General features: G+C 68.3%; 15 protein-coding genes. 5 read left to right on the forward strand and 10 right to left on the reverse strand.

Translation table 11 applies throughout. The features are described from left to right. The 9 genes from paaD to AC1D2H_RS03325 form a co-directional block, all read right to left on the reverse strand. Complete coding sequence (gene paaD, locus AC1D2H_RS03285) at window positions 1-468, reverse strand: 1,2-phenylacetyl-CoA epoxidase subunit PaaD (RefSeq protein ID WP_477932856.1); 468 nt, start codon at window positions 466-468, stop codon at window positions 1-3. Beyond that, entirely contained in the window at window positions 468-1,232 is a 765-nt protein-coding gene (gene paaC, locus AC1D2H_RS03290) for a 1,2-phenylacetyl-CoA epoxidase subunit PaaC (RefSeq protein WP_478009859.1), read from the reverse strand. Before paaC ends, paaD begins: the two co-directional genes overlap by 1 nt. Further along, complete coding sequence (gene paaB, locus AC1D2H_RS03295) at window positions 1,232-1,525, reverse strand: 1,2-phenylacetyl-CoA epoxidase subunit PaaB (RefSeq protein WP_119042409.1); 294 nt, start codon at window positions 1,523-1,525, stop codon at window positions 1,232-1,234. Before paaB ends, paaC begins: the two co-directional genes overlap by 1 nt. Then, a complete protein-coding gene (gene paaA, locus AC1D2H_RS03300) occupies window positions 1,525-2,529 on the reverse strand; it encodes a 1,2-phenylacetyl-CoA epoxidase subunit PaaA (protein WP_478009860.1) in 1,005 nt (334 codons plus the stop codon). Before paaA ends, paaB begins: the two co-directional genes overlap by 1 nt. A 13-nt stretch (window positions 2,530-2,542) precedes the next feature. Continuing rightward, window positions 2,543-3,079, reverse strand: coding sequence for a hypothetical protein (locus AC1D2H_RS03305; RefSeq protein WP_478009861.1), 537 nt, complete (start codon window positions 3,077-3,079; stop codon window positions 2,543-2,545). Then, window positions 3,076-4,377, reverse strand: a complete 1,302-nt coding sequence (gene paaK / locus AC1D2H_RS03310; RefSeq protein WP_478009862.1) for a phenylacetate--CoA ligase PaaK — start codon at window positions 4,375-4,377, stop codon at window positions 3,076-3,078. Before paaK ends, AC1D2H_RS03305 begins: the two co-directional genes overlap by 4 nt. Next, window positions 4,374-4,802, reverse strand: coding sequence for a hydroxyphenylacetyl-CoA thioesterase PaaI (gene paaI / locus AC1D2H_RS03315; protein WP_478009863.1), 429 nt, complete (start codon window positions 4,800-4,802; stop codon window positions 4,374-4,376). The genes paaK and paaI overlap by 4 nt, the downstream gene beginning before the upstream one ends. Beyond that, window positions 4,802-5,605 (reverse strand): enoyl-CoA hydratase-related protein, encoded by an 804-nt coding sequence (locus AC1D2H_RS03320; protein ID WP_477932866.1) that lies wholly within the window; start codon window positions 5,603-5,605, stop codon window positions 4,802-4,804. The genes paaI and AC1D2H_RS03320 overlap by 1 nt, the downstream gene beginning before the upstream one ends. 74 nt (window positions 5,606-5,679) lie before the next feature. After that, window positions 5,680-6,621 carry a carbohydrate kinase family protein gene (locus tag AC1D2H_RS03325; RefSeq protein ID WP_478009864.1) on the reverse strand — a complete coding sequence of 314 codons (942 nt, stop codon included), beginning with the start codon at window positions 6,619-6,621 and terminating at the stop codon, window positions 5,680-5,682. Window positions 6,622-6,716: 95 nt separating this feature from the next. Here AC1D2H_RS03325 and AC1D2H_RS03330 point away from each other — a divergent pair, with 95 nt between their 5' ends. From AC1D2H_RS03330 to AC1D2H_RS03345, 4 genes are all read left to right on the forward strand, one after another. Next, window positions 6,717-8,237: a methyl-accepting chemotaxis protein gene (locus tag AC1D2H_RS03330; protein WP_478009865.1), complete on the forward strand. Its 1,521-nt coding sequence runs from the start codon at window positions 6,717-6,719 to the stop codon at window positions 8,235-8,237. 45 nt (window positions 8,238-8,282) lie between these two features. Next, window positions 8,283-9,392, forward strand: a complete 1,110-nt coding sequence (gene moaA, locus AC1D2H_RS03335) for a GTP 3',8-cyclase MoaA (protein ID WP_478009866.1) — start codon at window positions 8,283-8,285, stop codon at window positions 9,390-9,392. Continuing rightward, window positions 9,385-9,945, forward strand: coding sequence for a molybdenum cofactor guanylyltransferase MobA (mobA, locus tag AC1D2H_RS03340; RefSeq protein ID WP_478009867.1), 561 nt, complete (start codon window positions 9,385-9,387; stop codon window positions 9,943-9,945). Before moaA ends, mobA begins: the two co-directional genes overlap by 8 nt. Window positions 9,946-10,036: 91 nt before the next feature. Then, window positions 10,037-10,537: an N-acetyltransferase family protein gene (locus tag AC1D2H_RS03345; protein WP_477932876.1), complete on the forward strand. Its 501-nt coding sequence runs from the start codon at window positions 10,037-10,039 to the stop codon at window positions 10,535-10,537. On the opposite strand, the gene AC1D2H_RS03350 is transcribed toward AC1D2H_RS03345, so the two are convergent. After that, window positions 10,523-11,143, reverse strand: coding sequence for a YceI family protein (locus AC1D2H_RS03350; RefSeq protein WP_478009868.1), 621 nt, complete (start codon window positions 11,141-11,143; stop codon window positions 10,523-10,525). The two genes, AC1D2H_RS03345 and AC1D2H_RS03350, sit on opposite strands and share 15 nt — an antisense overlap. A gap of 97 nt (window positions 11,144-11,240) precedes the next feature. Here AC1D2H_RS03350 and AC1D2H_RS03355 point away from each other — a divergent pair, with 97 nt between their 5' ends. Next, window positions 11,241-11,780, forward strand: a complete 540-nt coding sequence (locus tag AC1D2H_RS03355) for an Mpo1 family 2-hydroxy fatty acid dioxygenase (protein ID WP_477932880.1) — start codon at window positions 11,241-11,243, stop codon at window positions 11,778-11,780. Window positions 11,781-11,785 lie beyond the last annotated feature (5 nt).

An 11,785-nucleotide genomic window follows, 5' to 3' on the forward strand; every position in this document is an offset into this window, starting at 1 on the left:
TCAGATCGGCTTGAAGTATTCGAAAGGTTCCAGGCACTCGATGCAGCGCCACGTGGACTTGCAGGCGGTGGAGCCGAAGCGGGAGAGTTGTTCGGTGCGGCCGCTGTCGCAACGCGGGCAGCGCAGCCGCGGCACGATGCGGATCGCCTGCTCGCCACTGCACTGTGGGGGCACGATGCCGTACTGCTGCAGCTTCTCGCGGCCCTCGGGCGTGATCCAGTCGGTGCTCCAGGCCGGCGCACGCTGCATCGTCACGGTCACGTCGCCGAACTCGGCAAGCGCCGCACGCACGTCGTCGGCGATCAGCTCGGTGGCCGGGCAACCGCTGTAGGTCGGCGTCAGCACCACCTCGACGCCCGACGCCGTCTCGCGCAGCTCGCGCACGATGCCCAGCTCCACCAGGCTGACCGCCGGGATCTCCGGGTCGGGCACGGCATTGAGCTTGGCGCGCGCGGCGGTGAGATTCATCACCAGACTCCGCCGGGGTAGCTGCGCTGCAAGTGCTGCATCGTCCCCAGCATGTGGCCCATGTGCTCGCTGTGGATGCCGTCGATGCCGCGCGGCTGCATCGCGCTTTCGCGCGGCAGCGTCAGCGTGGCTTCCGCCATCAGCGTGGCCCAGCGGGCGCGCCATCCGGGCTCCAGCTCGTTCCATGCGGGGCCGACGCCATCGACGCCATCAGCCGCGAACAGCTCGTTGAAATAGGGCCACAGCACGTTGAGCGCGGCCTGCATGCGCGCCTGCGACTCGACCGTGCCGTCGCCCAGGCGCACGACCCAGTCGCCGGAGTGCTGGCGGTGGTAGCGCACTTCCTTGATCGACTTGGCAGCGATGCCCGCCAGCTCGGTGTCGAGGCTGGTCTGCAGGCGCTCGTACAGCAGCTCCAGCCAGATCGCCACGGCCGTGTTGCGCAGCACGGTCAGCGCGAAGTCGCGCCCGCCGCCGCCATCGCTCGGGCTGGCCGCCGCATTGGGCAGTTCGACGAGGATGATGTTGCGGTAGTCGCGCTCCTCGCGCAGGAAGGCGAGCTGGTCTTCATCGCGGCCGGCGCCTTCGAGCTGACCGGCGTAGGTCAGCAGCGCACGCGCCTGGCCCAGCAAGTCCAGCGCGATATTGGGCAGGGCCAGGTCTTCCTCCAGCACCGGCGCGTGGCCGGCCCATTCGGACAGGCGCTGGCTGTGGATGAGGCAGGTGTCCGCCAAGCGGAGCACGTAGGTGAGCTTGGCGTCCATCACATGTGGTTCAGTTCGTCCGGCAGTTCATAGAACGTCGGATGGCGGTAGACCTTGTCGTCGGCCGGGTCGAACAGGCTGCCCTTCTCGGTCGGGTCGCTGGCGACGATCTGCTCGGAGCGCACGACCCAGATGCTGGTGCCTTCCTGGCGGCGCGTGTAGACGTCGCGCGCCATCTGGATGGCCATGGCCGAGTCGGGCGCATGCAGGCTGCCGCAATGCTTGTGGTCCAGGCCCGCCTTGTTGCGGACAAACACTTCCCATAGCGGCCATTCGTTTTTCGGATTGCTCATCACGCTGCCTCTTGTTTAACGGCTTGCTTGCGGGCATGCGCCAGTGCGGCGTCGCGCACCCAGGCGCCGTCGTCCCAGGCCTTGTTGCGGGCGGCCAGGCGCTCGCGGTTGCAGGGGCCTTCGCCGCCGACGACGCGCCAGAACTCGGCCCAGTCGATCTCGCCGAAGTCATACGCGTCGCGTTCGGCATTCCACTTCAGCGCCGGGTCCGGCACGGTCACGCCGAGGATGTCGGCCTGCGGAATCGTCGCGTCGACGAACTTCTGGCGCAGCTGGTCGTTGGTGACGCGCTTGATGCCCCAGCGCATGCTCTGCTCGGAGTTGGGCGAGTCCTTGTCCGCCGGGCCGAACATCATCAGCGACGGCCACCACCAGCGGTTCACAGCGTCCTGCACCATGGCCTTCTGGGCCGCGGTGCCGTGGGTCATCATGGTGAGCAGGCTTTCATAGCCCTGGCGCTGATGGAAGCTCTCCTCGCGGCAGACACGGATCATGGCCCGCGCATAGGGCGCATAGGAGCAGCGGCAAAGCGGCACCTGGTTCATGATGGCCGCGCCGTCCACCAGCCAGCCGATGACGCCGATATCGGCCCAGGTCAGCGTGGGGTAGTTGAAGATGGAGCTGTACTTGGCCTTGCCGGACAGCAGGGCCTCGGTCATCTCGTCGCGGCTGGTGCCCAGGGTCTCGGCGGCGGCGTAGAGATAGAGGCCGTGGCCGCCCTCGTCCTGCACCTTGGCGAGCAGGATGGCCTTGCGCTTGAGAGTTGGTGCGCGCGTGATCCAGTTGCCCTCGGGCAGCATGCCGACGATCTCGCTGTGCGCATGCTGGCTGATCTGCCGCACCAACGTCTTGCGGTAGTGGTCGGGCATCCAGTCCTTGGCTTCGATGAAGTCACCGGCAGCTATGCGGGCTTCAAACGCTTCCTCGCGGGCCAGCTCCTCGGCGGACTTCACGACCTTGGGCTTGGCCTCGCGGGCCATCAGGTCCATGGCTTGGGTGTACATGATTCAGACTCCTTCAGGGCTGCTTCGGTCGAGCAGCGCCCGCTTGCAGGAACGGTGAAAACGAGCCGCCAAACGTCTTTTCGATGGCGGTCAGAACTTGGATTGAAGTCTTTGGAGAACCGGGATCCTCGTCGGGGCCATCTCGAAGACGACGGCCATCCGAATACTGCCGGTAAGCCCAGAACTGGTCGCCGCCGATTTCGTTGAGCAGTGATGCGTGCGCGCAAACATGGTCGCCTGCAGGCGTAGACACCTTCACGAATGCATACCGAACGCTTTTGACGTTGACGGCGACCTGCTTGGGGGTATCGCCGGCGATCACGTTGTTGCCAGCAACCAGGCAGATTGCGCGTTGCTGCAAACATGCCTGGAGGGGTTTGAAGAAACCGGGTTGTCGGGCGCCGGGCTCGTTGTTGTAGCCGGGCACGTTCAGCAGCAGCTCAGAGACATCGACGCCACAAGGCGGGAGCTGCTGCGCGGAAACGGCACAGCATGCCAATCCAAAAGCTGCAGATGCCGCCAGACGGCTCAAGTCCACGGAGTACTTCATGCCTTCGTTCTCTGGTCGACCACACGCCGGGCCTTGCCGACCAGGGTGCGTTCGATGGAATTGTTGGGCTCGACGCTGATGGTGGCCGTGACGCCGATCAGGTTCTTGATGCGTTCCGACAGCCTACGGCCAATGCCGTCATCGGTGGCACCCACGGCCAGCTCGCAGCGGATTAGCAGCTCGTCCAGGTGCCCATCGCGCGTGACGACGAGCTGGTATTGCCCGCCCAGGCCCTTCTCCTGCAGCACCAGCTCCTCGACCTGGGTCGGGAACAGGTTGACGCCGCGGATGATCAGCATGTCGTCGCTGCGGCCGACGATCTTGCCCATGCGGCGCATGCTGCGCGAGGTGGGCGGCAGCAGCCGCGTCAGGTCGCGCGTGCGGTAGCGGATGACGGGCATCGCTTCCTTGGACAGCGACGTGAACACCAGTTCGCCTTCGCTGCCGTCGGGCAGCACTTCGCCGGTGGCCGGGTCGATGATCTCGGGATAGAAATGGTCTTCCCAGATGACCGGGCCGTCCTTGCTTTCGATGCACTCGCTGGCCACGCCCGGGCCCATCACTTCGGACAGGCCGTAGATGTCGACGGCGTCGATGCCGGCGCCGGCCTCGATCTCCTTGCGCATGGCCTCGGTCCAGGGCTCGGCGCCAAAGATGCCGACCTTCAGCGACGAGGCCTTGGCATCCAGCCCCTGGCGGGCGAACTCCTCGATCAGCACCTGCATATAGCTGGGCGTGACCATGATGATGTCGGGCTTGAAGTCGGTGATGAGCTGCACCTGCTTCTCGGTCTGGCCGCCGCTCATCGGGATGACGGTGCAGCCCAGGCGCTCGGCGCCGTAGTGCGCGCCCAGGCCGCCGGTGAAGAGGCCGTAGCCGTAGGCCACGTGCACCAGGTCGCCCGCGCGACCACCCGCGGCGCGGATGGAGCGCGCGACGAGGTTGGCCCAGTTGTCGATGTCCTTCAGCGTGTAGCCCACCACCGTGGGCTTGCCCGTGGTGCCGGATGACGCATGGATGCGCGCCAGCTTCTCGCGCGGCATCGCGAACAGGCCGAAGGGGTATTGGGCGCGCAGGTCGTGCTTGGTCGTGAAGGGGAATTTGGCCAGGTCGGCCAGCGTCTTCAGGTCGGACGGATGCACGCCGGCTTCGCTGAACTTGGCCTTGTAGTGCGGCACGTTGTCATAGGCGTGCTGCAGGCTCCAGCGCAGGCGCTCGAGCTGCAGCGCGGCCAGTTCGTCGCGGCTGGCGGTCTCGATGGCTTCGAGCTCACCGGGGCGTGGGCTTTTGACAGTCATGCTTCGAACACCTTTCTGTCGCCCAGCCGGTAGGAGCGGCCACGGAACATGGCGATCAGGTCGCCGTTCTGGTTCTTCACTGCAATGTCGTACAGGCCGGTGCGAGCCGCCAGCGAGGTTTCCTCGGCCGTGGCGGTCAGCACGTCGCCGAGCTTGGCCGACTTCAGGATGTCGATGCCGAAACCCGACGCCACCGTCAGCGCATTGCGGGCGTTGCAGGCGAAAGCGAAGGCCGAATCCGCCAACGTCGCGATCAGGCCGCCATGGCAGATGGCAAAGCCGTTCAGCATGTCGGCGCGCACCGTCATCGTGGCGACGGCGCGGCCCGGCGCGACCTCGGTGATCTGCATGCCCAGCATCTTGCTCGCCGCATCGTCGGCCAGCATGACGTCACGCACTTTCTCGGCAACGGCTTGCGCATCCATCAGCGATCCTTGAACTCGGGCTTGCGCTTGTCCATGAAGGCCGCCACGCCTTCCTGGTAGTCGTAGGCAAAGCCGAGCTGGCTCTGCAGCGTGGCTTCGCGCTTGAGCGCCGGCTCGAAGTCGAGCTTCAGCGCCTCGTCCAGCGCCCGGCGCGTCTCGACCAGCGCACGGGTCGGCATGCCGGCCAGCTTCTGCGCGGTGGCCATGGCCGTGTCCGGCAACTCGGCATCGGGCACGACGCGCGAGATCAGGCCAAAGCGCTCGGCATCCACGGCCTTCAGCTTGTCGCCCAGCAGGGCCAGCTCCAGCGCCTTGGCACGGCCGACAAGGCGCGGCAGCAGCCAGGTGCCGCCGCAGTCCGGCAGCAGGCCGATCTTGGCAAACGCCTGGATGAAGCTGGCACTCTCGCCGGCCAGCACCAGGTCGCAGCCGAAGGCCATGTTGGCGCCGGCGCCGGCCGCCACGCCGTTGACGGCGGCAACCACCGGCACCGGCATGCTGCGCAGCCGCAGCGCCAGCGGGATGTAGTAGTGGTCCAGCATGTGGCCGATGTCCTTCGGAGCCGCACCGGCCTCGCGACTGGGCGCCACATGCGGGTCGGCCAGGTCCTGGCCGGCGCTGAAGGCGCGGCCGGCGCCCGTGATCAGCACGCAGCGCGTGCCGCCATCCTCGGCCACCGCTTCCAGCGCCTGGCGGAGCTGGCCCAGCATGGCGGCCGTGAACGCATTCAGCGCCTCGGGGCGGTTCAGGCGCAGCAGGCGCACGGCGCCATGCTGTTCAATCTGGATCAGGTGTTCGGACATGGAATTTCTCTACCGACCGGTCGGTTAATCGTAGAAGCGAGCTTGATCCGGATCAAGTCATGCGCGGGAAAACCCTAGTCTTTGATGATTTCGACGTCATCGGCCAGGGCTGCCACCAGGCCCGGCCGCGGCGGCGCGAAGCCGGGCGCGGTGCAGGCCGCGGCCCCGGCGGCCAGGGCCCAGCGCAGATGCACCTCGGCCGGCGCGCCGGCGTCTCGCATCAGGCTGTCCAGCAGGCCCGCGAGGGCGGTGTCGCCGGCACCCACGGTGTCGACCACGTCCACCCGCGGTGGCAGGCCGGTGGCTTCCTCCACCCCGTGATACAGCGTCGCCCCCTCCCCGCCGCGCGTCAGCAGCAGCCAGGCGCCGGGGTTCCAGGCGGCGATCTGGGCCAGGCCGGAGCGGTGGTCGGGCAGGCGGAACAGGCCGCGCAAGTCCTCGTCGGACACCTTGATGACGTCGGCCAGCCGGCACATCTGCTCCAGCGTGTCGTCATAGCTGGCGTCCATGGGCGGCGCGCGGAAGTTGGGGTCATAGCTGATCAGCCGCCCTTCGGCCTTCAGGGCTTCCGCCAGCGACAGCAGCCGCCCCGCCAGCGGCTGGCGCACCAGGCCCAGGCTGCCGAAATGGGCCCAGCGCAGCGAGCGCGTCCAGCCCATGGGCAGGCCCTCGGGGCGGAAATGAAGGTCCGCGCTGTCCTGGCCGATGAAGAAGTAGCGCGGCGGATCGACCTCGTGCACGACCGCCAGCAGCGGCGGCCGCGGCAGTTGCTGGATGAAGCGCAAGTCGAGATTGGCTTCCTGGCTGCACTGCCAGATCTCGGCGCCAAAGGGGTCCTGGCTGATGGCGCCGGCAAAGGCGCTCAACTGGCCCAGGGCCGACATCGCCACCGCCACATTCCAGGGCGAACCGCCACAGGCGCTGCGCCAGCGGTCCGGGCCCGTGCGGATCAAATCGGTCAGGGCCTCGCCAAAGGCGACGAAATGCGGCAGGTCGGGATGCATAACGGCGCTCATATGTTGATTCAACCGGGCCGCACGAGCGCTGGCAAGCCCCAGGGGGAAGAAGCGTCCCGACTGCTTAGGATGGACAAAACAGCCGAGGAGGTTCCATGAAGCTTCGTACCCGCATGATGATGCTGTGCGCCGTCACGCTGCTGGGCATGCTGATCCTCGCCGGCGTGGCCCTGTCGACGCTGCGCAGCTCGATGATGGCCGACCGCGTGGCGCAGCTGTCCACGCTGGTGACGCTGGCCCATGCGGCGGCCGAGAAGGGCCATGCGCTGGAGCAGGCCGGCAAGATGAGCCGGGAAGATGCGCAGGCCGAGGTCAAGCGCGCCATCGCCAGTTTCCACCGCGACGATCTCTACTTCTTCGTGCGCGGCTACACGGACGACGTCAACCTCGTGCATCCCAACCCCAAGCGCGTCGGCATCGTCGACGCCAAGGGCGGCAAGGAGGCTGGCGAGCGCTACCGCGCCGCCCTGCAGGGCAAGACCATCGGCACCGTCGTCGCCAAGGGCACGCGCCCGGGCAGCAAGGACGAGGTCGAGAAGCTCTACGCCGTCATCAAGTTCGCCCCCTGGGACTGGACCATCGGCTTCGGCGACTACATCGACGACATCGAGCAATCCTTCTGGCGCAATACCGCCATCCTGCTGGCCATCGCCGCGGTGCTGATGGCCATCGTGGCCGGCCTGGTCTGGACGACGGTGACGCAGCTGTTTCGCCAACTGGGCGGTGAGCCCCAGTACGCGGCCGAAGTGGTGGGCCGCATCGCCGAGGGCAACCTGGGCACCGAGGTGAACGTGCGGCCGGGCGACCAAGCCAGCGTGCTGCACGCCATCCGCGCCATGCGCGACAACCTGGCCTCGCTCGTCGGCCAGGTTCGCCAGGCCAGCGACTCCATCAGCACCGCGTCGGCGCAGATCGCCGCCGGCAACGGCGACCTGTCTGCCCGCACCGAGGCCCAGGCCGCCTCGCTGGAGGAAACCGCCGCATCCATGGAGGAGCTGACCTCGACGGTGCAGCAGAACGCCCAGAACGCCGCCCAGGCCGATCAGCTGGCGCGCAGCACCTCCGAGGTGGCCCGCAAGGGTGGCGCCGTCGTCGAGCAGGTGGTGGGCACCATGGGCAGCATCGAGGCCTCGTCGCGCAAGATCGTCGACATCATCGGCACCATCGACGGCATCGCCTTCCAGACCAACATCCTGGCCTTGAACGCCGCGGTGGAAGCGGCGCGGGCCGGAGAACAGGGCCGCGGCTTTGCCGTCGTGGCCGCCGAGGTGCGCTCCCTCGCCCAGCGCAGCGCCGCGGCGGCGCGGGAAATCAAGGGCCTGATCGACGACTCCGTCGCCAAGGTCAGCACCGGTTCCGCCCAGGTCGAGCAGGCCGGCATCACGATCCGCGAGGTGGTCAGCAGCGTGCAGCGCGTCAGCACCATGATCGGCGAGATCAGCACCGCCAGCAGCGAACAGGGCGCCGGCATCGCCCAGGTCAACCTGACCGTTGCGGAGATGGACCGCAGCACGCAGCAGAACTCGGCGCTGGTGGAAGAAGCGCTGGCGGCGGCGGAATCGCTGCGCCAGCAGGCGGAAAGCCTGTCCAAAACAGTCAGCCGTTTCCGGCTCTGAGCCCTTGCATGCCTGGGGGTGCTCATAACGGGCCAAAATCCGCCCATGAATGTGCGTGAAGCCCCCCTCGTCTTCAGCCCACCGCTGGCGCGGCTGAAGGTGCCGCATCCGCGGGCGGAGGGGCCGCTGGTGGACACGCTGGGCCGGCCCCTGCGCGATCTGCGCATCTCGGTGACCGATCGCTGCAATTTCCGCTGCAGCTACTGCATGCCCAAGCAGGTCTTCGACAAGCACCACGAATTCCTGCCCCATGCCCAGCTGCTCAGTTTTGAAGAGATCAAGCGTCTGGCCCGGGTCTTCGTCGGCCTGGGCGTCGAGAAGCTGCGCATCACCGGCGGCGAGCCGACGCTGCGCCGCGGGCTGGAAACCCTCATCGCCATGCTGGCCGAGCTGCGCACGCCCGATGGCCGCGAACTGGACCTGACGCTGACGACCAACGGCTCGACCTTGGTGAAAAAGGCGGCCACGCTGAAGGCCGCCGGGCTGAAGCGCCTGACGGTCAGCCTGGATGGCCTGGACGACGCCGTCTTCCAGCGCATGAACGACGTCGGCTTCCCGGTGGCGGATGTGCTGGACGGCATCCACGCCGCGCGGGCGGCGGGCCTGGGGCCGATCAAGGTCAATATGGTGGTGCAGCGCGGCGTCAACGACGACCAGATCCTGCCGATGGCCCGCCACTTCAAGGGCACGGGTGTCGTGCTCCGCTTCATCGAATACATGGATGTCGGCGCCACCAACGGCTGGCGCATGGACCAGGTGCTGCCGAGCAGCGAGGTGCAGCGCCGCATCGCCGCGGAGTTGCCGCTGACGCCRCTGTCGCACAGCGCAGCGGGCGAGACCGCCGAGCGCTGGGCCTATGCCGACGGCAGCGGCGAAGTCGGTTTCATCTCCTCGGTCACCCAGGCCTTCTGCGGCGACTGCAACCGCGCGCGGCTGTCGACCGAGGGGCGGCTCTACACCTGTTTGTTCGCCCACCGTGGGCATGACCTGCGTGGCCTGCTGCGCGGGGCCGAGCCGGTCGACGACGGCCAGCTCGCCAGCGCCGTCGCCGGCGTGTGGACGGGGCGCACGGACCGCTACTCACAGCTGCGCGGCAGCGGCCAGACCACGCCGACTGACGAGCGTCGCGTCGAAATGCACTACATCGGTGGCTGAGCTTCACGCCCTGGTGCTGGCTGGCGGCCGCGGCAGCCGCATGGGGGGCTTGGACAAAGGCTTGCAGATGCTGGACGGCCGGCCTCTCGTGGCCCACGTCCTCGAACGCCTGGCCCCGCAGGCCAGCGTCCTGCGCATCAGTGCCAACCGCAATCTCGACACCTATGCCGCCCTCGGCCACGAGGTGCTGGCCGACCCGCCCGGCCTCGAGTTCGCCGGTCCGCTGGCCGGCATGCTGGCCGGCCTCGACGCCATCCCCGACGACGCCTGGCTGCTGACCTCCCCCTGCGACTGCCCGCGACTGCCGCTGGACCTGGCCGAGCGCCTGCTTGCCGCCGCGGCGCCCCACGGCCTCGCCTTCGCCCGCGCCGCGCGCGAGCACCCCACCCACGCACTGCTGCACGCCCGCCTGCGCCAACCGTTGAGGGCCCATCTGGCCACCGCCGGTCGGGCCGTGCTCGGCTGGATGCGCAGCCAGCCCCACGGCGTCGCACACTTCGGCGACGAGACCGCCTTCGCCAACCTGAACCACCTCGCCGATCTGCATGATTGATGACACTGGCCCCCACGCTCGCGATGCGAGCTGCCCCCCGGGGGGGCGCGCCGGCGGCTACGGGCGGCCGGGCGCCGCCCATATCCGTCCCATGCTCGAGCCCGACCTGCTCGCCTACAAGGCGCTGCGCGACGCGATGCTGGCCGGCCACCCCGAAGCCTTCACGTCGGATGCCGAGACCGAGGGCCAACGCGACCTGTCGAGCTACCGCAACCGCCTGTCCGGTGGCAGCAACGGCGAAACCCTGTTCACCTTGGTGGCCCTGGACGACGCCCGCCTCGTCGGCGCCCTCACCTGCGAGCGCTCGCCGCGCCTGAAGGTGCAGCACATCGCCCACCTGATCGGCATGATGGTGGCTGACACGCATCGCGGCCGCGGCATCGGGCGAACCTTGCTTGTCGCGGCCATCGCCAAGCTCAAGGCCACGCCCGGCCTGGCCCAGGTCACGCTGAGCGTGACGTCCACCAACCGCGGTGCCATCGGCCTCTACGAGAGTCAGGGCTTCGTGCGGTACGGATGTTTGGCGGACGCGATACGCCTGCCCGACGGGCGCAGGCTGGCCAAGGACTTGATGGTTTTACGGCTCGACTAGCTCGAACTGCACCACCAGCGCGTCCTGCACCGCCAGCAGCCCGCCCAGCACCGTGAAGGGCTGGATGCCGAAGTCGCTCTGGCGGATGACGACCTCACCACGCGCCCGTTTGGCCGCCACCTCGGCCACAAACCACTGCCGCCGCGTGACGCCATGCAGCGTGATCTCGACCTCGACGGCGCGCCGGCTGCCCTCGCCCCACTGCTGCAGCGTGCGCACGACGACCTCGGGCCGAGCCGCGCCGTCCAGCGCCTTCAGCAGATTGGCCCGCGTGCCGGCCCGGGCCTCGTCGTCCACGGCGCTCAAGAACGCCGTGCCGAGGGCCGCGCGCAGGGCGGGCGGGTCGATGTCCAGCGCGTCGAGCCGGAAACTCAGCACCGGGCCGGCCGCCGGCCAGTCCACGCGCAGATCCGCGGCGCCCAGCACATGGTTGTGCCCGAGCCGCGCCGCCGTGCCGCCCCGAAAAACCAGGATGCGCAGCGCGCTGCCAGCCGCAGCCGCAGCCTCGGACCGCGCGGCTGGAGGCGGAGCGCTGGCGCAACTGGCCAGGCCGGCAAGTGCCAAGGCCAGCAACAGGCGTCGGCCAGACGTCGTAAGCACGCTCAATTCGGGGGTTTCCTGGAGTGTTTTGTCAACCTGGGCACAGCGCCCGGGCGCCATGCTGGACTAGCATAGCCACCATCCTCCTCAACGGAGCCCCCACATGGCCAGTCTGTTCCGCCCCGCCCTCGACCTGATGGCGCAGTACGCCGCCTACCACCGTGACCGTCGCAACATCGCGACCCACTTCGTCGGCATTCCCCTCATCGTCTTCGCCATCAGCGTGCTGCTGGCGCGCGCCGAGTTCAACGTGGGCAACGCGCCCATGAACGCCGCCATCGTGCTCTGGGCCATCAGCGCGCTCTGGTACCTCACCCGCGGCAACCTCGTGCTCGGCGCCGCGACGGCCATCGTCAACGGCGTGCTGACGGCGCTGGCCATGACGGCCGCCCAGGGCTCGACGGCGAGCTGGCTGCTCATCGGCGTCGGCAGTTTCGTCGTCGGCTGGGTCTTCCAGTTCATCGGCCACTACTACGAAGGCAAGAAGCCCGCCTTTGTCGATGATCTCGTCGGACTGCTCGTCGGCCCGATGTTCGTCGTCGGCGAGGGCATGTTCATGCTCGGCTGGGGCCGCCCGCTGCTGGCCGAGATCGAACGCCGCGTCGGTCCCACCCACCTGCGCGACCTCGCCCACCCCGTTTAGTGAGC

The organism is Roseateles sp. P1_C1_2 (genome assembly GCF_056406535.1).